The following is a 23,633-nucleotide window of genomic DNA, read 5'->3' as shown; positions in this document are numbered from 1 at the left end:
TTAATTAACTCCCTCATTTTCAAACGATTACGTTAGAATTAACAGAGTATTGTATGACAGAAGACAACATAAAGGAAGTGCCCTGGGCTGGAATCCGCATTGGTGAGGAATGCACAGGAGCAGAGATTTTGATGCGCGCCCTGTATCAGGAAAGTGTGCGCACGATATTTGGATACCCCGGTGGAGCCATCATGCCCGTTTACGATGCGCTCTACACCTATACGCGTAAGCGCGATCCGTGGTTCCGCCATGTGTTGGTGCGCCACGAGCAGGCTGCCGCCCATGCCGCCGAGGGCTATGCGCGGGTGAGCGGCGAAGTGGGCGTGGCTGTAGTGACGTCGGGTCCCGGCGCCACCAACACGCTGACCGGTGTGGCCGATGCCATGATGGACTCTACGCCCATTGTGGTTATTGCTGGACAGGTGGGTGTGGCTTCGCTTGGCACCGACGCCTTCCAGGAGGTCGACCTTGTGGGAATGGCGCAACCCATTTCCAAGTGGAGCTATCAGATACGCAGCGCCGAGGATGTGGCTTGGGCCGTCAATCGGGCGTTCTACATCGCCCGCAGTGGTCGCCCAGGCCCAGTGGTGCTCGATTTTCCGCGCAATGCGCAGACGGGCAAGGCCAAGTGGATGCCGGGCAAGGCCGACAATGTGAGGTCGTATAACCCGTATCCCGAGGTTAGTGAGGAGGCTGTGCGACAGGCCGCCGAACTCATCAACAAGGCTCAGAAGCCCTTTGCCCTCGTAGGACAGGGCGTGGAACTGGGTGGCGCACAGCAGGAACTCAAGGCGTTTCTCGAGAAGGCCGACATCCCTGCGGGCCGCACGCTGATGGGCCTCTCGGCCCTGCCTTCCGATCATCCGCTCAACATGGGTATGCTGGGTATGCACGGCAACTATGCGCCCAACGTCAAGGAGCAGGAGTGTGATGTGCTGATCGCTATTGGCATGCGCTTCTCCGACCGTGTCACGGGGCGCCTCGATAGCTATGCCCGTCAAGCTAAGATAATTCATCTCGACATCGATCCGTCGGAGATCGACAAGAATGTGAAGACCGATGTGGCCGTGGTGGGCGACTGCAAGGTGTCGTTGCCCGCCATTACAAGTTTGCTCCATGAGGCTTCGCACCAAGAGTGGCGCGACTCGTTCAAGCCGTTGCAGGCCGAGGAACAGCAGGAGGTTATCACGCCCTCTATCCATCCCACCGGTGGACCGTTGCTGATGGGCGAGGTGGTCAATGCCGTGGCAGAGGCTACCGAGGGCAATGCTGTTCTCGTGAACGATGTGGGCCTGAACCAAATGTTCTCTTGTCGATACTTCAAGTACAAGCACAAGCGGAGCGTTGTGTCCAGCGGAGGCCTGGGAACCATGGGCTTTGGTCTACCAGCGGCTGTCGGTGCCACCTTTGGCGCGCCCGACCGCACCATCTGCCTGTTCATGGGCGATGGCGGCTTCCAGATGTCCATCCAAGAGCTGGGCACTATCATGGAGCAGCAGGCACCCGTGAAAATGATTTTGCTCAACAACAATTACCTGGGCAATGTGCGCCAATGGCAAGACCTGATGTTCAACCATCGCCATTCGTTCACCCGCATGATGAATCCCTGTTACGAGATCATCGCACGCGGTTACGGCATCCCTTATAGTGTGGCTGTCGACCGAGCCGACTTGAAGGCTAAGATAGCCGAGATGCTCAGCATCGATGGACCTTATTTGTTGGAGTGCGCAGTGAAGGAGGACGAGAACGTAACGCCGATGATCACTCCCGGTAGTGCCATCGACGAGATGCTGCTGCATCTGGACATTTAACCACAAATTGAGAAAACGTATGGATAATAAGGATAAAGAAACGGCCAAGCAGTTTTACACCCTGCTGGTTTACAGCGAGAACGTAGTGGGTGTTCTCAATCAAGTGACGGCCGTCTTCACTCGTCGCCAAGTGAATATAGAGAGCCTCAATGTTTCGGCTTCGAGCCTGGAGGGAATCCACAAGTACACCATCACTTGTTGGAGCGCCCCCGACCAGATCGAGAAAATCACCAAGCAGATCGAGAAGAAAATAGATGTCATCAAGGCCAATTACTATACCAACGAAGAGTTGTTTATCCACGAGGTGGCCATCTTTAAGATCTCCACCCCCGTACTGCTCGACAACTCAGAGATATCGCGCGTCATCCGAAAGCACGGTGCGCGTATGATGGAGGTTAACCCCACATATTCCACGGTGTTGCAAGCCGGACTGACAGAGGATATCACCGACCTCTATGAGCAGTTCAACAGGTTCCGCTGTATCTTGCAGTACACACGCTCAGGCCACATCGCCGTGACCCGCAGCTTTGACGAACCAGTCACCGATTACCTTAATAAACATCAAGAATAACAACTATGAAGAAGGAACTATTGCCTAAGGTTGGCCGCTATGCATTCATGGCGGAGCCGTTCCGTTGCGACTTCAGCAACCATCTGTTTGTTGGACATCTTGGCAATTCTATGCTCAATGCCGCCGACTTCCATAGCAACGACCGCGACTATGGCATGAGTTACCTCAACAAGATCCACCGCACGTGGGTGTTGTCGCGACTGGTCATTGAGATGGAGGAGATGCCGGTGGCATACGAGAAGTTCGACATCGAGACGTGGGTTGAGGGCGTGATGCGCTTCTTTACCAGCCGTAACTTCGCTGTGAAAAGTCCCGACGATGGCAAAGTCTATGGCTATGGACGCAGCGTGTGGGCCTTGATCGATACAGAAACACGCCAGCCTGCCGACATCTTCGAGGTGCAAGGGGGATTGATCAGCGAGTATGTGGAAACCGACAAGCCGTGCCCCATCGACAAGCCGGGTAGGGTGAAGATGGGCAAAGATGCGGCGCTCGTTCGCACCATCGACACCTATTATAATGATGTGGATGTCAACGGACACATCAATTCCGTAAAATACATCGAGCATGTGCTCGATCTTTTCGACCTCGATTGGTACCGCCAGCATCGGCTCAAACGCTTCGAGGTTGCCTATGTGGCTGAGGCTCATCAAGGCGACAGGCTGAGCTTATGGAAAGAGCAAACTGGAGTCGATGAGTATTGTGTGCGTATCACTCGCGATGATGATACAAAGCAAGAAATCGTAAGATGTTTAATGAAATTTGTAAAAGATTAAAAGAAAACTTGCATATATTATTTTAAATCACTACCTTTGTGCACGTAAACAATGCATGAAGATGCTGAGAGAACTTTGACGTATAACGTTTTTAATAATATTAGCTTATGGCAAAAATGAATTTTGGTGGCGTTGTAGAAGATGTTGTCACCAAGGAAGAGTTTCCGTTGGAGAAAGCTCGTGAGATTTTGAAGGACGAGACAATCGCTGTTATCGGATATGGTATTCAGGGTCCTGGTCAGGCAGGCAACCTTAGGGATAATGGTTTCAATGTAATTGTAGGCCAACGTCAGGGTAAGACCTACGACAAGGCTGTTGCCGATGGATGGGTACCGGGCAAGACTTTGTTCTCCATAGAGGAGGCTGCCGAGAAAGGAACCATCATCTGCATGTTGCTTTCCGATGCCGGTCAGATTGCCGTTTGGCCTAAGCTTAAGAAGTATCTTACAAAGGGTAAGACCCTCTATTATAGTCATGGCTTTGCTATCAACTGGCAGGATCGCACAGGTGTTGTTCCTCCCGAGGATGTTGATGTCGTCATGGTGGCTCCTAAGGGATCGGGCACATCACTTCGCACTATGTTCCTTGAGGGCCGTGGCTTGAACTGCTCGTATGCCATCTATCAGGATGCTACGGGCAAGGCCGAGGAGAAGTGCATAGCTTTCGGTATCGGCATTGGCGCTGGTTACTTGTTCCAGACAACCTTCCACAAGGAGGCTACGTCTGACCTTACTGGTGAGCGCGGCTCGCTGATGGGTGCTATCGAGGGATTGTTCGAGGCCCAGTATGAGGTGCTCCGTTCTCACGGACACTCACCCTCTGAGGCTTTCAATGAGACTGTTGAGGAGCTCACACAGAGCCTTGCCCCGTTGTTCGGTGAGAAGGGAATGGATTGGATGTATGCCAATTGCTCAACAACGGCCCAGCGTGGCGCCCTCGACTGGGCTCCTCGCTTCAAGGCAGCCATCAAGCCTGTGATGGAGTGGCTTTACCTGAGTGTGGAGAATGGCACAGAGGCTCAGATTTCTATCGACAAGAACTCACTGCCCGATTACCGCGAGAAGCTCAATGCCGAGCTGCAGGCCATGCACGACATGGAGATGTGGCGTGCCGCCGAGACAGTACGCCAGTTGCGTCCTGAAAACAACTAATAGGATATAGGCACAAACACAAGCACAAACACAAATAGGAATCCCTGGCTCTCCTTAAAGTGAGAGTCAGGGATTTATGTCTTTGTAGCGTTCGAAAGGTTGCGTTTTGAACATGCCGTTGGGCCATTGTCCTGTTGCAATGCGGCGCTTTGGATGTGACGTTTGGGGGCTGAGGTTTGATAATGTAGGGCGATTCTCGTGATTAGCGGTAAATCATGAGACCGTCTATGTGAACGAGTTCCTCATTGCAGAGATATTTGAGTGCTTCCTTGAAGGCTTTTCGGGGCAAAAGAAGCTCGGATGTTTCTTTGATGTCGTGGGGCTTATGATCGGCTAAGAGGTCGAGTATTGCTTGCTTGGCGTCTTTGAATTCTTGTTCCGCATTGGGGTTGGGCTGGTGGTCAACGCATACGTCGCAGATGCCGCAGTCTTCCGATTTCGTCTCATCGAAGTAGCGGAGGAGCTGTCGGCTACGGCACACGTGGTTGTTGGTGGCGTATGCTTCTATGGCGTTGACGTGCTTGATGAATTGCTCTTTGCGTTGGTCGTACACGCTGGCAGGTATCACCACGTCGCAACCGTCTATGCGATCTTGGGTGTAGGTGATGAATGGTGTCTTGCGCTGAGGGATGAAATGTAGTATTCGCCTGTGGCTCAGGCTTTTTAGGATGAGGTAAACCTCATTCTGACTGAGCCCGCTAACCTGTGAGATGAGTGCCTCTTCAACGTAACGGTAGTCGGAGAAGAGACCGCTATAGTTCCGTAGCAAGGCGGAGATGACGGCCTCCTCGTTGGGCGTTGTCTCGTATAGCTTGTAGAGCTCGTCGCGTCCAAGCAGGAACCTAAGTCGTGCTCGCGCGTCGGGATCGGTCTCATATTCGATGTAACCTGCGCTTTGCAAGATGTGCAGCGCGGAGTTTACGTAGAGAGGGTAGAAGTGATAGATATAGCAGAACTGATCTATGTTGAACGTGAAGGTGTGCCCGTTGCCGCTGCCCAGTCCCACTTGGAAGAAATAAGCCAGATGATCATACACATCGCGCACGATCTCCTTGGATGGGAAGGTGGTCTTGATCCTTTTTGCCAGTACGGCATGGTCGTGGCCGTTCCACAACAGGATGGCATACGCTTTCTTTCCGTCGCGTCCAGCTCGTCCCGCCTCTTGGAAATAAGCCTCTACCGAATCTGGGCAGTCGAGATGAATCACAAGGCGCACGTTAGGCTTGTCAATACCCATTCCGAAGGCGTTGGTGGCTGCCATGACGCGTTTTTTATCGGTTTGCCAAAGCTTTTGCCGTTCGTCTTTAATGGCGGGTTCCAATCCTGCGTGATAGAATGTGGCCGACACGCCTTGCTGTTCAAGCCATTCCGACACGACCTTGCTTCGCCTCCGGCTACGTGTGTAAATGATGGCGCTGCCTTCTACCGACTTAAGAATATGGAGCAGTTCGGCGTATTTGTCCAGCGCCTCGCGTACCACGTAAGCCAGGTTGTCGCGTTTGAAGCTCATGCGGAACACCTTCTTTTCTCTGAATTGTAGGCGTTCCATGATATCGTCCATGACGCGTCGTGTGGCGGTGGCGGTCAGGGCCAACACGGGAGCGTCGGGCTTGACGCGTCGGATCTCCGCAATTTGTAGGTAGGATGGTCGGAAGTCGTAGCCCCATTGGCTGATGCAGTGGGCCTCGTCGACGGTGATGAAACTCACCTTCATGTGCTTGAGCTTCACCAAGAAGATGTCGGAAGCGAGGCGTTCGGGCGATACGTAGAGCAGTTTGACGGCGCCGAAGATAGCGTTTTCGAGAATCTTGATGATTTCGGAGCGCGCCTGTCCTGAGTAGATGGCGGCTGCTTGTATGCCCTTCTGTTTCAAGTGGCTCACTTGGTCCTTCATGAGGGCGATAAGAGGTGTGACGACAATGCACACGCCCTCCTGGGCGATGGCGGGAACCTGGAATGTAATGGATTTCCCTCCGCCCGTTGGCATAAGGCCGAGCGTGTCCTTGCCTGCCCCTATGCTCTCAATAATTTCGCGCTGGATACCTCTGAATTCCGAGTAGCCCCAGTATTTCTTAAGTATCCCTAAGTATTTGTCGTCTTGTGGCAATCTAATGACCGATTGTTGTTAAAAAACGGAGACGCCTGCGGTATCCGTATGCATCTCCGTGATGTGTTTATAGTTCATCCTCGCTTTCCGTCGGCCGGATATCCTCTATCTGCAGTTGAACCTGGTTACGCTTGAAGATATTGCCTTCAATGGTGTATGCGATGTCGAACGATCGTCGCGACTTTATGTATCGTGCGGAGGCGCTTTGGCCGAAGGCTATGCCGTTGACCACAGTTCCCGACTTAGAGTCGACCAGTTCCAACTTGATGTGCTCTTGCTGCCGGCCCACCACCTTGCTCGTTCCGTAATCGTACACGCCCGTTGTGCAGAACACAGGTTTGGTGTTGCCCGGTCCGAAGGGCGAGAATCGCTTCAGGTCGTTGTGCAAACGCTTTGAGATGTCCTTGAAGTCGAGCACAGCGTCGATGTTGAGTATGGGCTCCGTTTGTTCTGGTTGGATATGTTCTTCCACATAATGCTGGAATCGTTGGCGGAACTCTCGTATATCGTCCCATCTCAGTGTGAGGCCGGCGGCGTAGGAATGGCCTCCGAAGTTGAGCAATAGGTCGCGACAATTTTTGATGGCTGCGTAAACGTCGAATCCCATCACCGAGCGCGCCGATCCGGTAGCTAAGTCGCCATCGCGCGTTAGCACCACGGTTGGGCGGAAATAGATTTCCGTGAGACGCGACGCCACGATGCCGATGACACCCTTCTTCCAGTTCTCGTCGTAGAGCACAATGCTCGACTGGTGCTTTTGGTTTTCCAGTTTCGACACGATTAGGTTGGCCTCTTCGGTCATCTGCTTGTCGATGTCCTTGCGTTGCTCGTTGTATTCGTTGATGTGTCGTGCGGCTTTTAGTGCCAGCGAGAAGTCCTTCTCTACGAGCAGGTCGACGCTCTCCTTGCCATTCTCCATGCGTCCCGACGCATTGATGCGTGGTCCTATTTTGAAGATGATGTCGCTCATCGATATCTCGCGTCCGTTAAGCCCGCAGATGTCGATGATGGCCTTTAGGCCCACGCTGGGGTTTTGGTTGAGCTGTTTCAGGCCGTGGAAGGCAAGTATGCGGTTCTCGTCGGTCACCGGAACGATGTCGGCGGCGATGCTCACGGCACAGAAGTCGAGTAGGGGGATGAGTCGCGAGAACGGGATGCCGTTGTTCTTGGCGAAGGCTTGCATAAACTTGAAGCCCACACCACATCCGCACAGCTGCTTGAAGGGGTAGCTGTCGTCGGTCCGTTTGGGGTTGAGGATGGCCACAGCCGGCGGCATTACCTCATCGGGCACATGGTGGTCACAGATGATGAAGTCAATGCCCAAGCTTTTGGCATACTCTATCTCCTTGACGGCTTTTATTCCGCAGTCAAGGATAATAATGAGTTTCACGCCTGTTTGCTTCGCGTAGTCTATTCCCTTTTGGCTGACGCCATATCCCTCGTCGTAGCGGTCGGGTATGTAATAGTCGATGTTCGAATAGAATTGCTGAAGGAATTTATACACCAAAGCCACAGCCGTGCAACCGTCCACGTCGTAGTCGCCATATACCAAGATGCGCTCTTTGCGCCCCATGGCATCGTTAAGCCTGTCGACCGCCACGTCCATATCCTTCATGAGGAAAGGGTTGATGAGGTCGGCAAGCTGGGGCCTGAAGAAGCGCTTGGCCGCACTCTCGGTGGTGATGCCACGCTTGATGAGCAGTTGGGCCAAAATGGGGCTCATGCTCAGTTTGTCGCCTAATTCTTTGGCTTGCTGCGATTGTTGTGGTGTAGGTGCGTCATACTTCCACTTGAAATGCATCTTTAGTTGTTTTTGTTTCTATGGCAAAGATACGAAAAAATGAAGATATATGTGTTAATCTCTATAGAATAATTTGGCATTTGCCAACCAAATCGGCCATTAGATTTTAATTCCTGTTAGTGTTTGTTTCAAGCAGGTGGTGCCGGGGGCATTGAAAGCATTGTGGGCTATGTCGAAATGCGGATGGAAGTAAGATGTCGAAAGAAACGCCGACAAGCGTTGAAAAGAACCAATGGTGCTCCTTTTGTTCTTCCTGTTTCGGTTTAATGGGCGATAAGGTTAAATGCGTCTGGCTATGTGCCGAAGGTGTTAAGCATTTGTCCCCTTGGGTTGTGGGGTGGGGCGATATGTGCTTTGCTTTTGTGCGGATATGCAAAAGGGCCATCCCTGTCAGTGTTGACGGGGATGGCCCTTGGTGTTGTTATAGCTATGCTTCTAAGTTGTTGGACTTAGAAACCGCACTTCTTTCGGATGTCCTTAGGCACTGCGTTCTTGTTGACCATGTAGTCCATGGTGTTGGCAATGATGTAGTTCTTGGTCATGTACCAAGTACCTTTGTACTTGCCGGTCTCACCCCAAGAGTTTTTCACCATGTAGTACTCCTTGCCGTTCTGGTCCTTGGCGATACCGTAGATGAGCATACCGTGGTCGTCTGTCAGCTCCCAGTTGTCGTAACGCTCCTGGCGCTGCTTCTGTGTAGGAGTCACCTCAGGCACGTTTACGCCCAAAGAGTCGATGAGGTTCTTCTTCTGGGTGTTGGTAAGCTTGAGCCAACGAGCCATGTCTGAGCCTTCAAGGCTCTCCAGTTTCTTGGTGTCGTACATGTAGGCCAGGCCGTCGCGTGTGAAGCCTTCCTCAGAAACGTCGCCGCCCCAAGCCACGGTATAGCCGTTCATGATGGCGTTGTCGATGATTCTGCCCAGGTCTTCGATAGGCACGTTCCATGACAATGGGTTGCGCCAGTTGTCCTGCACCTCAACTGCGAATGTGGTCCAGAACGGATGGTGTGTGTAAGATGTGAAGCTCACATATTCGTTGCAAGCCACAGAGTCGAGGCCGATGGCGGCAGCGAAGCTCTTCGGAGTATAGGTCTTGCCCTCATACTTGAAGCTCTCTGGGCACTTGCCGAGGTATGAGTCGAGGATGCCCTGCAGGCCGTTCTTCCATGCGGGAGACAGTTTGCTTGCGTTGCTCTTAGCCACAGCGGCCACGTATGGAGACATCACGTTGAAGAACTCGTTGAAGTTGAACAGCGTGTCGCCATACAGGCTACCTGTGCGAGGCATAGCGTCCTCGGGGCAGATGCCGTAGTGCTGGATGGCGAAGAGGGGATCGTAGGCGCTACCGCCCTGTGCGAACTGGCAGTCGCCATGCAGACGCACCACCTGAATGGCGCGGTCCATGTAGGTCTTGTTGGCAACGAAAGCCTCGCAGAGGTCGAATGTCTTGTTGGTCTTTCTCAGCAGTTCAGCCTCGAAGAAAGAGAGTGTGCTATAGTCCCAGCAGGTTCCCGAACGGTTTTGGTTCTTGATGCTGGTGATGGGGTTTGCCTTGACAGTGGTGAATACGGGCTGGTTGGCCTTCTCACCGTCCTTCTTCTCAGCTGCGCCTGCATTGAGGGTCAGCATGGCCGCCATAGCGGCCAGGATGATTTTCTTCATGAATAGTATTGTTTTTATTGTTTATGTTCTTATTTTATTAGTTGTTGGCGATGAACTCCTCCACATCCTTCGGGTGGTAGGGGATGATGTCCTTGCCGATGAAGCGGCAACCGTCGTCTGTGATGAGCAGGTCGTCCTCAATGCGGATGCCACCAAAGTCCTTATAGGTCTCCAGCTTGTCGAAGTTGATAAACTCCTTGCAGTGTCCGCTTGCCTTCCAGTCGTCGATGAGTGCGGGTATGAAGTAGATGCCTGGCTCGTCGGTGACCACGAAACCTTTCTCCAGTCGGCGACCCAAGCGCAGGCAGTTGGTACCAAACTGCTCCAGGTTCGGACGTACCTCCTCATCGAAGCCCACGTTGATCTGGTCGAGGCTCTCCATGTCGTGCACATCCATGCCCATCATGTGACCCAAGCCGTGAACCATGAACATGGCGTGCGCTCCAGCTGCCACAGCTTCGTCGGTATCGCCCTTCATGAGGCCGAGCTCCTTCAGTTTCTCTGTCATCAAACGGCAAACGCCGAAGTGCACATCCCACCATTTCACGCCTGGTTTTGCCACGCTTGCGGCATAGTCGTGGCAGGCCTCCACGATCGAGTAGATCTCCAACTGGCGCTGGTCGAAATGACCGCTGACCGGTGTTGTACGTGTGTTGTCAGAGCAATAGTTGTTTATGGTTTCCGCTCCACAGTCGCAGAGCATCAGTTTGCCAGCCACCAGGGGTGCCTCAGAGGGCGTTCCGTGCTGAATCTCGCCGTGCTGCGAGAGAATTGTGGGGAAGCTAACCATGGCTCCATACGAGTTGGCGATGCCGGCGAGCGTTCCAGCAATTTCTTTCTCTGTTACACCTGGGCGGCACATCTTCATGGCCGTTGTGTGCATCTTGTAGCCGAGAACGGCTGCGCGCTCCAGTTCCTCAATCTCCTCATCGGTCTTGATGTTACGCATCTTCACCACAGCCTTGATCAGCTCCATGCTGGCGCTTTCCTTCTGTTGGTTGGGGTGGATGCCCAGGAGGTCGAATATCTGGATCTTGATGTCGGCACGATAAGGGGGCAAGAAGTGGATCTTACGCTTTTGGCGCAGAGCCTCATTGCAGATGGTCTTCAGCGCTTTCATGGGAGCCGAGTTGGCCACACCCACTTGCTGAGCCATGTCGTGTACGCTATCTACTGAACCATACCACACGATGTCGTCGATGGAAATGTCGTCGCCGATAAGTGTTTCCTTGTCATTGTCAATGTCAATGACCCCCACCAATCCGTCGTGGTTCTGCCCGAAATAGTACAGGAACGTCGAATCCTGACGGAAGGGATAGTACCCGTTGTTGGGGAAGTTGGCTGGTGAACTATTGTTACCAAACAACACGATGATGCCACTCTTTACGAGCTTCTTGAGCTCTGCGCGGCGGCCGACGTATGTTTCTGTGTTAAACATAAAATAGATTTTTTAGCGTTCAATGATGCAAAGATATAAAAAAACTTGGGAGAAATTGCTTAACTTTGCAACTAAATTTTAGCATTTCATGCAGATTTATAGAAATACAGGCTTAGTTCTTGAAGGAGGAGGCATGCGAGGCGTGTTTACCAGTGGTGTGCTCGACGCTTTTATGAAGCACGAGCTTTATTTTCATTATGTGGTTGCCGTTTCGGCAGGGGCATGCAATGGCATGAGCTACATTTCGCGCCAGCCCCGTCGTGCGCGCCTTTCCAACATTGATTTCTTGAGCCAATACAATTATTTGGGCTTGCGTTATTTGTTCACCCAAGGAAGTATCTTGGATAAGAAACTGCTGTATGATCGTTTCCCCAACAAGCTCATTCCTTTCGATTACGATGAGTTTTTCAAGCATGCAGCCAACTTTGAGATGGTTACAACCAACTGTTTGACGGGGCGTCCCGAGTATCTCTCCGAAACGTCCGACCATCAACGCGCCATCAATATTGTCATGGCTTCGAGCTCGCTGCCCTTTGTGAGCAAGATGGTAACGGTCGACGGTGTGCCGATGCTGGATGGTGGCATTACTGATTCCATTCCTTTCCAGCACGCGCGCGACATGGGACATCCTTTCAATGTGGTCGTTTCCACGCGCAATTACGGCTATCGCGAGTCGGGGCGCGACCGCAAGATACCCCCCTTCATCTATCGTCATTATCCCCGTTTGCGTGTGGTGTTGAGCCATCGCATCGACGCCTACAACGAACAATTGCAGATGATGGAAGACCTGGAGCGTGCTGGCGACATAGTGGTGATACGTCCTCAGCGCCCCATGGAAGTGGGCCGCATAGAGAAGGACACCCAAAAGTTGGAGCGTCTCTACGAGGAAGGCTTCCAGTTGGGCGAGGCGTTTTGCGATAGTTTGCGGTGATAACAACAACGTGTTGCGAGTGAAATGGAAAAAATATGGTACGGAATGACGTATCGCAACATTTTTTAAGTATCTTTGCAACCAACTTATTCGGCAATCGGTTCTCCGCGAGGAGATGAAAAGGGAACCAGGTGAAAGTCCTGGGCAGTCCCGCTGCTGTAAGTGACATTCTCTCATCCCCACAGCAAAAAGTCACTGGTGATGGGCACGTAGGTCGCCTAAGGTTTCCCGAGGAACCCTTGGCGATGGTGCGATGCCTATGATTGGGAAGACGTGTGGATGGTCGCAAGCCAGAAGACCTGCCATTGCTTATTTGATGATTTCCAATTCTCGAGGAAGAATGCGAAAACAATTGACCTATACCTTTGCGCTCTTGCTGAGCCCGTTGGCTGCATTGGCGCAAACCGATTCCATTTCGCTCCGCGGCGTGGAGGTGACCGCTGTTGCCCTCAACCGCAATGTGACAGGCGCCCATCCCACCCAATCGCTTACGGCCAAGCAGATGCGCCAGTTGGGCCTTGATCATGTGGCCGATGCTGTGAAGCACTTTGCCGGCGTCAGTGTGAAGGACTATGGTGGCATTGGCGGTATGAAAACCGTGTCCATCCACAGTCTTGGCACCCAGCATACGGCCGTGGTTTACGATGGCGTGGCACTCAGCAACACCCAAGCCGGACAAATCGACATTGGCCGATACGACACCGACAACCTCGCGAGTATCAGCATGTCGGTGGCCGACGACGACCAGTTGATCATTTCTGCCCGCCAATATGTGTCGACCGGTGTGCTCACCCTGACCACAGAGCGTCCCCATTTCGCCGATGGGCAATGGCAGACGTTGCGTGTGGGAGTTGGCGCAGGCTCTTTCGGCTTGGTCTCGCCCTCGTTGCGATGGTGGGTGAAACCCTTTGAGCGCACAGCCTTTTCGCTCTCGGCCAAGATGACACGGGCCGATGGAATCTACCCTTATACCCTGCGCAATGGCAACACCTCGTCGCGCCAACGCCGATACAACACCGACATTACCGCTTGGCAAGCAGAGGCCAACGCTTACCATACATTTGCCGACGGAAGCGAGCTGGCGATGAAAGCCTATTGGTATTACTCTGAGCGGGGACTGCCCGGAACCGTCATTCTCTATGCCAACCCTTCCGATGAGCGCATGTGGGACGAGGACTTCTTTGCCCAAATGGCTTATCGGCGCTCGTTGGGCACTCGCCTGCGGCTGCAAACCCGCCTGAAGTATACCCACTCGTGGAACCAATATCGCGACTGGGGCTCACAGTATACCGATGGCGTTCAGACCGACCGCGACCGCCAGGACGAGGGCTATGCCTCTGCCACGCTGGGATGGTTGGCGGCCGAGGGACTTCAGTTTGCTGTGGCGCAAGACCTGTCGTACAACCGTTTGAACAATAATGTCTACGTCAACACCCAGTATGATGTGCCGCGCCCGTCGCGCTGGACCTCCATCTCCGCCGTGGCCATGAAGGCCCAGTGGGGTAGGATGAAGTTGCAGGCCAACACCGTCTACACCTATGCGGCGGAACGGGTTAGCGAGGGCGATCGTCCGGCCGACAAGCGGCGCCTGACCCCCTCGGTGGCCTTGAGCTATCGCTTGCTGTCCTCTACACCTATCTATATAAGGGCCCTTTACAAGCATTCGTTTCGTGTGCCCACGTTCAACGACCTGTATTATCGCCGCTTGGGCAACATCCACTTGAAGCCCGAGAAAGCTCGGCAGTGGAGCTTGGGCCTGACCTGGGAGACCCACACGTTGCGCTTGCGTTACCTGACGATTACAGCCGACGGCTATTACCACGACGTTACCGACAAGATTGTGGCGTTCCCCAGCACCTATGTGTGGCGCATGGTGAACTATGGCAAGGTGGAAATACTTGGCGCCGACTTCACCTTGGGCGCGCAGGTCGACTTGGCGCGGCAATGGAGCGTGAGCGGTTCGGCCTCGGCCACCTGGCAACACGCCGTCGACAAGACCAACCGAACGCAACAAACCTACAACAACCAACTGCCCTACACGCCACGTTGGAGCGGGAGTGGCTCGCTGGCCATGGTGACACCGTGGCTCACTCTGGGCTACACCGTCGTGATGCAGGGTAGCCGTTACAGTCTGGGGCAGAACAAACCTGAGTATCGCATGCCTGCCTTTTGGGACCACGGCATCAGCCTGTCGCGCGAGTTGACGCTCGGCAAGGTGCGCCTTGCGCTGAGTGGCAAGGTGTCGAACCTTACCAACGAGCAATATTCCATCATACAATACTACCCCATGCCCGGCCGACAATACACCGTCTCCGCCATGATCCATTGGTGATGGATGGCCCGATACGCATGACTTATCATTCACATTATATATTTTAACAACATGAAATTCAGAAACATTTATCTTGCAGTGGCCTTGCTGGCAACCAGCGTGGCCTTCACCGCGTGTAGCGATGACGACGAGTGGAACCAGACCGGTGGCGGAAAAGTGGAGATGACCTCTCCGGCCCGCGCCTTTATCCTCAATGAGGGAACGATGAACCACAACAACTCCAATCTGATTTATTTCGATTGGTCGACGGGTCAGGTGAACGGTTCCGACCTCTTCCGCGCGCAGAACGACCGTGTGCTGGGCGACACGGGCAACGACATTCTCACTGTCGACAACAACAAGTTGGTGGTGGCTGTCAACGTGAGCAACTACATCGCCTTGCTCGATGGCTATGGTGTGGAGAAGAGCCGCGTTAGCTTTGAGCCCTACAAGAACCTTGGACAGGTGCGCTCCATCGACGAGGAAGATGGCATCATCTATGCTGTGTCGTATGGCGGTTACGTCAGCCGTCTGCGCATTTCGGGCAACCAACTGGTCTACATGGACTCGCTGCGCGTTGGCGACCGTCCTGAGGACGTGGTGGAAGAGGATGGCAAGCTCTACATCACCCTGCAGGGCCAGGACTATACCGACAACCGTTTGGCCATTGTGAGCAACGACTTCAAGACCATCAGCTATGCCACCATCATGCAGAATCCGGTGAAGGTGTATGAGGAAGACGACAAGATCTTCATCACCGGCTATGGCGCCATGTACGACAATCCTTGGGGCGTTTACGATCCTGCCAAGGGCACTTACACCGAACTGGGCCAAGCTTCGGTCATTGGTGTGGGCGACGACGTGGTCTATACGGCCTATTGCAAGACCAACTATACCACACACATCACCACCACAACCCTGGGTGCCTATAACGTAAAGACCGGTCAGACCGACGCCAACTTCTTCAAGAACCAGCCCGCTGAGTTGGCATCCACCAACGTCTACAGCATCAGCGTCAACCCCTACAACCACAAGATCTACTTGGCCACATCGGCTTCCGACTATGTGAGCGATGGCCGCGTGTATGTGTTCGATGGCAATGGCAACTATGAGACGAGCTTCTCATCGTATGGCGCCAACCCCAACCGCATCGTGTTCCTCCACTAAGATGTTGCGGTTACTAAGCTTTATCACTTGCGTGCTGCTGCTCTGCTCCTGTGGAAACCACACGGCAGGCAGCGGCCCCCAGGGCGACACGCTGGCCCTCGACCATGCCTCTTTGCTGACCATGGTCGAGGATGGCGCGTCGACCCATGTCACCGTGAGCGACCCGTGGCACGCGGGCAAGACGCTCCAGCGCCTCACCTTGGGCACTGCGGAGGGCAATGGCGTGTTGCGCCCCTTGCGCCGCGTGGTGGTGTTCACCACCTCCCACTGTCAGTTGTTGGAGTATCTGGGTCTGGCTGACCGCATTGTTGGCGTGTGCGATGTGCAGTATATGCTCATCCCCGACATCCAACAACGCGTGAAGACCGGTGCGATAGCCGATTGTGGCGATGCCATGAGTCCCGACGTGGAGAAGATCGTGAGCCTCAATCCCGACGCCATCATCCTTTCTCCCTTCGAGGGTGGCAGTTACGGACGCCTCGAAAAGCTCGGCATTCCGCTCATTATGGCTGCCGACTACATGGAGACCTCCGCTTTGGGACGTGCCGAATGGATGCGTTATTACGGTCGCTTGTTTGGCGAGGCGGCCAAGTCCGACTCGCTCTTCCATGTGGTCGATTCCACCTACGGCGCGCTGAAGGCCTATGCCGCCCGCCTGCCCAAGGGGCGCAGCATCCTTACCGAGCGCAAGACGGGTGCGGTGTGGTATGTGCCTGGAGGACAAAGTTCGATGGGCGTGCTCCTTGCCGATGCCAACAGTCCGTACGCCTTTGCCAACGACGAACATAGTGGTAGCCTCTCGCTCTCGTTCGAACAGGTGCTCGACAAGGCCGGGGCGTCCGATGTGTGGGCCTTTAAGTTCAATGGCCAGCGCCCCATGACACGCACCGATTTGCTGCGCGAGTATCAGGGCTACAAAGCTTTGCGCGCTTTCCAAACGGGCGAAATCTATGAGTGCAACGCCTCGCTGACCCCTTACTTTGAAGAGGTGAGCTTCCGCCCCGACTATCTTCTGCGCGAGATGATCCTGCTGGCGCATCCGAAGGCGGCTTTGGGCAACTTGCGCTATTTCACGAAAATTGCTTCACCCCCCTTGGCCCAATAAGTACATTGGGGTTGAACCTTATAATGATCCTGATGAGAACCCTGTGTGATAACCGACGTGTGGGCGTCATGCTAATGCTGATGCTGGGTGTCGTCCTACTGTTCTTGATGAGCCTGCTGCATGGCAGCGTGAACATTCCCACCGATGAGGTGGTGGCCATTGTGCTGGGCGAGCCGAGTAAGGCGAGCTGGCGCTTCATTGTGATGGAGACGCGTTTGCCACAAGCCCTGACGGCTTTGCTGGCAGGCGGTGCGCTGGCCGCAAGCGGCTTGTTGCTCCAAACGGCCTTTGGCAATCCCTTGGCCGCCCCCGACATCTTCGGTGTGACCAGTGGGGCGTCGTTGGCCGTGGCCTTGCTGACATTGGCTCCCGTGGCCGCCCTGCCCATGGCTGTGGGTTATCTCTCGGGGGTTGCGGCTGCCTTTGTGGGAGCCCTTGCCGTTACCGCCCTCATCTTTGCGCTGAGCAGATGGGTGCATAGTCCGGTGGTGCTCATGGTGGTGGGCATCATGGTGGGCTATCTGGCTTCGAGCGGCATAACGCTGCTCAACTTCTTCGCCACCGAGGAAGGCGTAAAGAACTTCGCCGTGTGGGGCATGGGCAACTTTGGCAACGTGTCGATGGATATGATGCCAGTGTTTGCACCCCTCACGCTGCTTGCCACCCTGAGCACCTTCTTGCTCGTGAAACCGCTCAATGCGTTGCTCCTGGGTGAGCGCTACGCTGAAAATCTGGGCGTCGATGTCAAGGCGTTGCGACGTGCGCTCCTGGTGCTTACCGGTCTGCTCACAGCTGTGGTGACGGCCTTTTGCGGCCCCATCGCGTTCATAGCCCTTGCCGTTCCCCACATGGCACGCATGCTACTGCGCACCTCCGACCATCGCCAGTTGCTCGGCATGACCATTCTTACAGGACAGGTCGTGGCCTTGCTTTGCAACGTGCTGACCACCTTACCCGGCGACGCGGGTGTGTTGCCGCTCAATGCGGTGACGCCGCTCATTGGCGCACCGGTCATCATCTATGTGTTGTTGGACAAGAAACCCTAAGCTATCATGACTATCACTACCACGAAAGGCGACACGGGAACCACTTCGCTTGGCGACGGAACACGTGTCGAAAAAGACAACCTTCGCATCGAACTCAATGGCCAACTCGACGAACTGTCGGCCTACCTCGGCTTGTGCAAGGCGGCCTGCTGCCAGGCTGAGCCTTACACCACCCTGCAACGCCAGCTGATGGGACTCATGGCGCTGGTGGCAAAGCCCACCGCCTCGCTTCCCGCTACCGCCGAACAGCAGGTGAAGACGGCCGTGGCCCACATGGAACAAGAGATGGAACGGCGTATGGGCGATGCCCCACGGTTCAACTTTGTGCTTCCGGGGCGCGATCTTGCCGATGCCGCCCTGCATCTGGCGCGTGCCAAGGCGCGCACCTGCGAGCGCCGCATGGTGACGTTGGCCAAGGTCGAAGCGGTGCCGCCCCTGTTGCTTACATACCTCAACCGCCTCTCCGATTACCTGTTTGCGTTGGCCGTCGGTCGGCCTTGACCGGTAGGGTAGAACCGCCGCTTCTTTTCCGTTTGGCCATTCTTGTTAGTCAAACGGAAAGGAAGGAGTTGTGATTTTTGGTTAAAAAGTTGTGTCGGGATTTTGCTCAAACCAGCGAGCGAAATTGCCATTTTTGTGGAATCTTACTGGCGCGAACGAACCATGAATTTGCGTTTAGGCATCTTTCGAGTTGCAAAACATGCCTAAACGAGCCACCGTTTGGCGTCTTTCGCACTGCCGATGGGCGTCTTCCGCACCTCGATTAGGCATGTTTTATGATGTGGAATGTTAAATGTGGAATGTTGAACAAGGAACTTTGCCTGTAAGTAGTTGAATGTTAGGCTGTTACGAAAATGTGCTAAGAATCGCATATTTGCGCCAAATATTTCTGTGATGGAAAACAAATGTGTAGATTTCAATATAGGTTGTTGCGAAAATTGGAATGTGAGCCACAATGATTTCTGCCTCTTAGACGGCAAAAGCGGGAGCCTTGGAGTAGTTTGCATGAGTGAGCGTTGAGGCCCTAAAACGAATTTCGGCAGATAAGAACCCAACGTATGGATGATTCTTATCTGCCGAAACAGGTGTCAGCTTCAGTTATTTCTTCAGCAGGTCGGGGCGCAAACGCTTGGTGCGCTCCATGGCTTGGTCCATCTCCCACTGCTTAATCTTGGCCTCGTTGCCCGAAAGCAAGATGTCGGGCACGCGCCAACCCTTGTACTCTGCGGGGCGCGTGTAGATGGGCGCCGCCAGCAAATCGTCTTGGAAACAGTCGGAAAGGGCGCTCTGGTCGTCGCTTATCACACCCGGAACCAGTCGGACCACGGCGTCGGCGATGCAGGCGGCAGCCAGTTCGCCCCCTGTCAGCACATAGTCGCCCACACTGATTTCGCGGGTGATGAGGTGCTCCCTGATACGCTGGTCGATACCCTTGTAGTGGCCGCAAAGGATGATGAGGTTCTTCTGCAGGCTCATGCCGTTGGCAATCTTCTGGTCGAAGCGCTCGCCATCGGGCGTCACGTAGATCACGTCGTCGTAGTCGCGCTCGGCCTTCAAGGCGCTGATAGCGCGGTCGATGGGCTCACACTGCATCACCATGCCGGCAAAACCGCCATAGGGATAGTCGTCCACACGACGCCATTTATCGCTGGTGTAGTCGCGCAGATTGTGCAAATGTATCTCTGCCAAGCCCTTCTTCTGGGCACGGGCCAATATGCTCTCGTTTACGAAGCCCTCCAACATTTCGGGCAAAACGGTAATAATGTCTATTCTCATACTGAGTGCAAAGTTACGAAAAATAAGTGTATAACAACCTGATTTTGGAATAAAAGCCCATGCGAAACGCATAAACAGGCGTGCGGGGAGGACCGTTATCCAAACCGTTCCACAAACTCGTCTTCCGAGATAATGGGTATGTTAAACTGATGGGCCTTCTGGTTCTTGCTGCTGGTGGAGGTCACGTCGTTATTGATAAGGTAGGATGTCGACTTGCTCACCGAGCCCGTCACCTTTCCACCCTGACTCTCAATGTAGGCCTTCAGTTCGTTGCGGTTCTTGTAATGATGCACATCGCCCGTAACGACAAACACCAATCCCTTGCACTTCTCGCCCGTAGCGGCGGTCGACGTTTGCTCCACCGTGAGCACGTTGAGCAGGCGAGCCATTACGGAGCGATGCTCTTCCTGGGCAAACCACGCCACAAACGACTTGGCCTTCTCGGGGCCGATGCCTGGAATCATGGCCAGTGTTTCCTCGGCCGACGGGGTGAAGAGGTCTGTGGGGCGCACGTTTCCCTCGGCCAGGGCTATGAGGTCGTTGAGCGAATAGGCCGACAGCAAGCGGTTGCAAACATCCTGTCCGCACAGGGGGATTGACAAGGCGTACAACAATCGGCGCGCCTCCACCTTGCGAGCGCGCTCCACCGACTGCCGAATGTTGGTGGCCGACTTGACGCCAAAGCCCTCCAAGGCGGCTATTTCCATTGCGTGGGTGGGCAGGTCGAATATGTCGGCATAGTCGCGAATCCATCCTAAGTTGATGAACTTCTGTAAGGTCTGCTCGGAGATGCCGTCGACATTGACACCCTGCTTCGACACGAATCGCGCAAACTTCCTCAGTTGCTTGGCGGGGCAGGCGGCATGGGTGCAATGTAAGGTCTTGGTGCCGCTTGCTGCGCTCACTTCGACCCGTGTGGGCGATCCGCACACGGGGCACCGATCGGGGATGCAGAATGGTCCCACGGCTTGCTTCACCTTGATGACCTTCGGAATAATCTTGTTGGCCTTGATAACCTCCAGTTGCGTTCCCTTTCCGCCCATTCCCAGGCGCTCACACTCGCTGATGTTGCAGAGTGAGGCGCGTTTCACCGTGGTTCCCTCGAGCTCCACGGGGCGGAACACGGCCACAGGCGAGATGGTAGATGCGGCGCAGCTCCATTCCACATGGTCGAGCTCAGTGCTCGCACTCTCGTCGGCCCACTTGAAGGCGTAGCCGGCGCGTGTGGCGTGGTGGCCCGTTACCGAACCCGTTGCGGCGTATTCGGCGTCGTCGTAAACAATGACCAGGCCGTCGACGGGGTAGGGGTTCTCGCGCTTGGTTACCTTCTCCGTCCAGCGCTCGATGGCCGCCTCCATATGCTCCAGTGTGGGATCGTCGATGCGTTCGTGGTCGACGGCGCCCAGTCCGGCCTTTTTCAGCCAGTCCATGCGTGCTCCCCACGTGGGTATTTCCTCGTCGGTGTGGACCAGTGTGAACGGTATCCAGCGGATATGGCGTTGCGCCACCTCGCGCGGATCCTTCAGGGTGAGCGATCCCGAAGCCAGGTTGCGGGGGTTGGCATACTCCTCGTCGCTCTCCAAGTTGAACCGATCAAAGTCCTCATACGAGATGACGGCCTCGCCGCGCACCACCACATGGCCCGTAGCGTGGATGGTTGCGGGAATTCCATTGATGGCTTGTGCCAGGTGGGTGATGTTGGTTCCGATGTGTCCGTCGCCACGTGTCACCACCTTGGTGAGCTGCCCCTCGTCGTAGGTAACGACCAACGTCAGGCCGTCGAGCTTCCACGACAACCAAATGGGGCGGCCCTCTGCCCATTTCACCAAGTCGGTGGGTTGCTTGGTTTTCGCCAATGAGAGGGCCGAAAACTCATGCTCCTCTTTCTTGCCCACTGTGGTGTCGGCCGACACACGGTGGGTGGGCGAATCGGGCAACACCACGCCCGATTGGCTCTCCAACTGTTTCAACTGGTCGAACTTCGCGTCCCACTCATAGTCGGTCATGAGTTCTCCACGACCATTATAATATGCGTCGGAAGCGCGGTTGAGCTCCTCGACGAGTGTCCTCATCTGAATAGTTATGTCCATTTCCATGATTTTATGATTGCGTCGTTGGCCTTTCGCCAACAGCAACGACTATCAAAACATCGACAAACTTACAAAAAAAGAATCGAATAAACGCCAAAGGCGCAAAGAATGTTTTCAAAACATAAGTGGTAAAGTTCCTCCGAACCGTGCTCCTCGCGCAATATCATCCTTTTCACGGCATCTTTTCTTGCCACGGCTTCACGAAAATGTTCCAATCAATGGCATTTTAGTCCAAATTCGTGATTTAACGAAACTTTTCAGCGTTTTTCCCTTTCATGCTCATGGGTTTTTATATAACTTTGCGGATATAATATCCTATCATTAACGCATGAATGTCATAGTAAGTCAAGATATCGAACAAGCCTGTCCTACCTTCGTGGGGGCTTGTGTGGAAGCCTCCGTCAGAAACACGCCTTATTGCGCGGCGTTGTGGGAGGAGATAGAGGCGCTGGGCGAGCGCTATCGGAGCTTCCTGACCACCGATACGGTAAAGGAGCTTTCGGGCATTGCCGCCACACGTCGGGTTTACCGCGCCTGCGGCAAGGACCCCTCGCGCTATCGTCCCGCCTCGGAGGCGCTCATTCGCCGGCAGTTGCAGGGCAAGGCGCTCTATCAAATCGACACACTGGTCGACCTGGTGAACTTGGCCAGCATAGCCTACGGGTACAGTATTGGCGGATTCGACGCCGACAAGATGGTGGGCGATACGCTGACGCTCGGCATCGGGCGTGAGGGAGAGCCTTACGAGGGCATAGGCCGTGGAATGATAAACATTGCCGGACTGCCCGTCTACCGCGACGAGAAGGGTGGCGTGGGAACGCCCACCTCCGACAATGAGCGCACCAAGATCACGCTCGAAACCACCCACCTCATGGTGCTCATCAATGGTTACGACGGCGATGAGAGCCATGTGCGTGAGAACGCCGAGTACATACAACAATTGTTGCGCAAGTATGCGGAAAGCGATGGCGGAAGCTATTACATCTACCGATAGTCGCAAAGCCAACATGCAATACCAACCCAATTAACTCACACTTTATGGTAATAGGAATAGATGTGGGCATCAGCACCACCAAGATTGTTGGAATCAACAAGGAAGGCGATGTGGTGTCGCCCATTCGCATCAAAGCCACCGACCCGGTGACATCCCTCTATGGAGCGTTTGGAAAATATCTATACGACAACAAAATACGACTGGAGGACATTGAGCGCGTGATGATCACGGGCGTGGGATCGGCCTACATCAACTCGCCCGTCTATGGCTTGCCAACGGAGAAGGCCGAGGAGTTTATAGCCGATGGCTTGGGAGCGCGCTACGAAACGGGCATCAACCGCATGCTTGTGGTGTCGATGGGAACGGGCACGAGCCTTGTGCAGTGCGACGGCGACGACATTCGCCACATTGGTGGACTGGGCCTTGGCGGTGGAACGCTTGCCGGACTGAGCCGCATCATGCTGCAAACCGACGACATCAAGCAGGTGGTGAGCCTGGCCATGCAGGGCAACTCGGCCAATATCGACGTGCAGATTGGCGACATCAGTCCCAGTCCGCTGCCCGGCCTTCCCAAGAACGCCACGGCCTCTCTCTTCGGAAACGCCAAGAGCGACGCCTCCCGCGAGGATACGGCACTGGGCATCATCACCACGGTGCTGCAAACCATTGGGTCGAGCTGCATACTCGCGTCGCTCAACACGGGCATCCGTAAGTATGTGCTCATCGGCAACCTGACGCTGCTGCCTCAATGCCAAAAGGTGTTCCCAGCGATGGAAAAGCTCTACAATGTGCATTTCATAATTCCTAAATACTCGGAGTTTTGCACGGCCATTGGTGCGGCTTTGTGCTATAAGTCGGGCCGATGAGCTTGACCTCCCAGCTGTTTATTCCATTAAC

At 54.4% G+C, this 23,633-nt stretch carries 18 protein-coding genes and 1 riboswitch; of the genes, 12 read left to right on the top strand and 6 right to left on the bottom strand.

The features are described 5' to 3' along the window. Window positions 1-53 precede the first annotated feature (53 nt). The 4 genes from ilvB (at window position 54) to ilvC (ending at window position 4,309) form a co-directional block, all read left to right on the top strand. Window positions 54-1,811 (top strand): biosynthetic-type acetolactate synthase large subunit, encoded by a 1,758-nt coding sequence (ilvB, locus tag KM934_RS07335; RefSeq protein ID WP_215759972.1) that lies wholly within the window; start codon window positions 54-56, stop codon window positions 1,809-1,811. A 19-nt stretch (window positions 1,812-1,830) separates the two neighbouring features. After that, window positions 1,831-2,382, top strand: coding sequence for an acetolactate synthase small subunit (gene ilvN, locus KM934_RS07330; protein ID WP_215759971.1), 552 nt, complete (start codon window positions 1,831-1,833; stop codon window positions 2,380-2,382). Window positions 2,383-2,387: 5 nt separating this feature from the next. Then, the gene (locus KM934_RS07325; RefSeq protein WP_215759970.1) at window positions 2,388-3,158 is read left to right on the top strand and encodes an acyl-[acyl-carrier-protein] thioesterase; all 771 of its coding nucleotides are present in this window, start codon (window positions 2,388-2,390) and stop codon (window positions 3,156-3,158) included. Window positions 3,159-3,265: 107 nt separating this feature from the next. Next, window positions 3,266-4,309, top strand: a complete 1,044-nt coding sequence (ilvC, locus tag KM934_RS07320; protein WP_215759969.1) for a ketol-acid reductoisomerase — start codon at window positions 3,266-3,268, stop codon at window positions 4,307-4,309. A gap of 202 nt (window positions 4,310-4,511) precedes the next feature. On the opposite strand, the gene KM934_RS07315 is transcribed toward ilvC, so the two are convergent. The 4 genes from KM934_RS07315 to KM934_RS07300 form a co-directional block, all read right to left on the bottom strand. Next, window positions 4,512-6,416: a RecQ family ATP-dependent DNA helicase gene (locus KM934_RS07315; protein WP_215759968.1), complete on the bottom strand. Its 1,905-nt coding sequence runs from the start codon at window positions 6,414-6,416 to the stop codon at window positions 4,512-4,514. Between the two features lie 67 nt (window positions 6,417-6,483). Continuing rightward, window positions 6,484-8,217, bottom strand: coding sequence for a single-stranded-DNA-specific exonuclease RecJ (recJ, locus tag KM934_RS07310; RefSeq protein ID WP_215759967.1), 1,734 nt, complete (start codon window positions 8,215-8,217; stop codon window positions 6,484-6,486). A 449-nt stretch (window positions 8,218-8,666) separates the two neighbouring features. After that, on the bottom strand, window positions 8,667-9,878 hold the full coding sequence (locus tag KM934_RS07305) for a C1 family peptidase (RefSeq protein WP_215759966.1): 1,212 nt from the start codon (window positions 9,876-9,878) through the stop codon (window positions 8,667-8,669). Window positions 9,879-9,915: 37 nt separating this feature from the next. Beyond that, on the bottom strand, window positions 9,916-11,316 hold the full coding sequence (locus tag KM934_RS07300) for an aminopeptidase P family protein (protein WP_215759965.1): 1,401 nt from the start codon (window positions 11,314-11,316) through the stop codon (window positions 9,916-9,918). Window positions 11,317-11,404: 88 nt separating this feature from the next. Between KM934_RS07300 and KM934_RS07295 the strand changes: the two genes are divergently transcribed. The 6 genes from KM934_RS07295 to KM934_RS07270 all read left to right on the top strand — a co-directional run bounded on the left by KM934_RS07295 (window position 11,405) and on the right by KM934_RS07270 (window position 18,377). Further along, window positions 11,405-12,247, top strand: coding sequence for a patatin-like phospholipase family protein (locus tag KM934_RS07295; RefSeq protein ID WP_215759964.1), 843 nt, complete (start codon window positions 11,405-11,407; stop codon window positions 12,245-12,247). Window positions 12,248-12,327: 80 nt separating this feature from the next. Then, window positions 12,328-12,568: riboswitch (cobalamin riboswitch) on the top strand. A gap of 19 nt (window positions 12,569-12,587) precedes the next feature. Continuing rightward, window positions 12,588-14,579: a TonB-dependent receptor plug domain-containing protein gene (locus KM934_RS07290; protein WP_215759963.1), complete on the top strand. Its 1,992-nt coding sequence runs from the start codon at window positions 12,588-12,590 to the stop codon at window positions 14,577-14,579. A gap of 51 nt (window positions 14,580-14,630) precedes the next feature. Beyond that, window positions 14,631-15,725, top strand: a complete 1,095-nt coding sequence (locus tag KM934_RS07285; RefSeq protein WP_215759962.1) for a hypothetical protein — start codon at window positions 14,631-14,633, stop codon at window positions 15,723-15,725. A gap of 1 nt (window position 15,726) precedes the next feature. After that, entirely contained in the window at window positions 15,727-16,830 is a 1,104-nt protein-coding gene (locus KM934_RS07280) for an ABC transporter substrate-binding protein (RefSeq protein WP_215759961.1), read from the top strand. Between the two features lie 32 nt (window positions 16,831-16,862). Then, window positions 16,863-17,876, top strand: a complete 1,014-nt coding sequence (locus KM934_RS07275) for an iron chelate uptake ABC transporter family permease subunit (RefSeq protein WP_394369491.1) — start codon at window positions 16,863-16,865, stop codon at window positions 17,874-17,876. 6 nt (window positions 17,877-17,882) lie between these two features. After that, the gene (locus KM934_RS07270; protein ID WP_215759959.1) at window positions 17,883-18,377 is read left to right on the top strand and encodes a cob(I)yrinic acid a,c-diamide adenosyltransferase; all 495 of its coding nucleotides are present in this window, start codon (window positions 17,883-17,885) and stop codon (window positions 18,375-18,377) included. A gap of 597 nt (window positions 18,378-18,974) precedes the next feature. Here KM934_RS07270 and trmD read toward each other — a convergent pair. After that, the gene (trmD, locus tag KM934_RS07265; RefSeq protein WP_215759958.1) at window positions 18,975-19,652 is read right to left on the bottom strand and encodes a tRNA (guanosine(37)-N1)-methyltransferase TrmD; all 678 of its coding nucleotides are present in this window, start codon (window positions 19,650-19,652) and stop codon (window positions 18,975-18,977) included. Window positions 19,653-19,747: 95 nt separating this feature from the next. Beyond that, the gene (ligA, locus tag KM934_RS07260; RefSeq protein WP_394369490.1) at window positions 19,748-21,748 is read right to left on the bottom strand and encodes an NAD-dependent DNA ligase LigA; all 2,001 of its coding nucleotides are present in this window, start codon (window positions 21,746-21,748) and stop codon (window positions 19,748-19,750) included. Window positions 21,749-22,070: 322 nt separating this feature from the next. On the opposite strand from ligA, the gene KM934_RS07255 reads away from it, so the two are divergent. Both KM934_RS07255 and coaW read left to right on the top strand, forming a co-directional pair. Then, window positions 22,071-22,736, top strand: a complete 666-nt coding sequence (locus KM934_RS07255) for a B3/B4 domain-containing protein (protein ID WP_215759956.1) — start codon at window positions 22,071-22,073, stop codon at window positions 22,734-22,736. Window positions 22,737-22,780: 44 nt separating this feature from the next. After that, on the top strand, window positions 22,781-23,602 hold the full coding sequence (coaW, locus tag KM934_RS07250) for a type II pantothenate kinase (protein WP_215759955.1): 822 nt from the start codon (window positions 22,781-22,783) through the stop codon (window positions 23,600-23,602). The last annotated feature ends 31 nt before the right edge of the window (window positions 23,603-23,633 follow it).

The organism is Hallella faecis (genome assembly GCF_018789675.1).
Classification (GTDB): Bacteria; Bacteroidota; Bacteroidia; order Bacteroidales; family Bacteroidaceae; genus Prevotella; species Prevotella faecis.
Note: the sequence above shows the minus strand (reverse complement) of the source record. Positions and strands in the feature narration are given on the sequence as shown.

Bases quoted from the DNA above. Each gene is read 5' to 3' on its own strand.
- KM934_RS07280 (WP_215759961.1), top strand. From the start codon at position 15,727: ATGTTGCGGTTACTAAGCTTTATCACTTGCGTGCTGCTGCTCTGCTCC.
- KM934_RS07285 (WP_215759962.1), top strand. From the start codon at position 14,631: ATGAAATTCAGAAACATTTATCTTGCAGTGGCCTTGCTGGCAACCAGC.
- ilvB (WP_215759972.1), top strand. From the start codon at position 54: ATGACAGAAGACAACATAAAGGAAGTGCCCTGGGCTGGAATCCGCATT.
- ligA (WP_394369490.1), bottom strand. From the start codon at position 21,748: ATGGAAATGGACATAACTATTCAGATGAGGACACTCGTCGAGGAGCTC.
- KM934_RS07270 (WP_215759959.1), top strand. From the start codon at position 17,883: ATGACTATCACTACCACGAAAGGCGACACGGGAACCACTTCGCTTGGC.
- ilvC (WP_215759969.1), top strand. From the start codon at position 3,266: ATGGCAAAAATGAATTTTGGTGGCGTTGTAGAAGATGTTGTCACCAAG.
- KM934_RS07325 (WP_215759970.1), top strand. From the start codon at position 2,388: ATGAAGAAGGAACTATTGCCTAAGGTTGGCCGCTATGCATTCATGGCG.
- trmD (WP_215759958.1), bottom strand. From the start codon at position 19,652: ATGAGAATAGACATTATTACCGTTTTGCCCGAAATGTTGGAGGGCTTC.
- recJ (WP_215759967.1), bottom strand. From the start codon at position 8,217: ATGCATTTCAAGTGGAAGTATGACGCACCTACACCACAACAATCGCAG.
- KM934_RS07300 (WP_215759965.1), bottom strand. From the start codon at position 11,316: ATGTTTAACACAGAAACATACGTCGGCCGCCGCGCAGAGCTCAAGAAG.
- KM934_RS07305 (WP_215759966.1), bottom strand. From the start codon at position 9,878: ATGAAGAAAATCATCCTGGCCGCTATGGCGGCCATGCTGACCCTCAAT.
- coaW (WP_215759955.1), top strand. From the start codon at position 22,781: ATGGTAATAGGAATAGATGTGGGCATCAGCACCACCAAGATTGTTGGA.
- KM934_RS07275 (WP_394369491.1), top strand. From the start codon at position 16,863: ATGAGAACCCTGTGTGATAACCGACGTGTGGGCGTCATGCTAATGCTG.
- KM934_RS07295 (WP_215759964.1), top strand. From the start codon at position 11,405: ATGCAGATTTATAGAAATACAGGCTTAGTTCTTGAAGGAGGAGGCATG.
- KM934_RS07290 (WP_215759963.1), top strand. From the start codon at position 12,588: ATGCGAAAACAATTGACCTATACCTTTGCGCTCTTGCTGAGCCCGTTG.
- ilvN (WP_215759971.1), top strand. From the start codon at position 1,831: ATGGATAATAAGGATAAAGAAACGGCCAAGCAGTTTTACACCCTGCTG.
- KM934_RS07255 (WP_215759956.1), top strand. From the start codon at position 22,071: ATGAATGTCATAGTAAGTCAAGATATCGAACAAGCCTGTCCTACCTTC.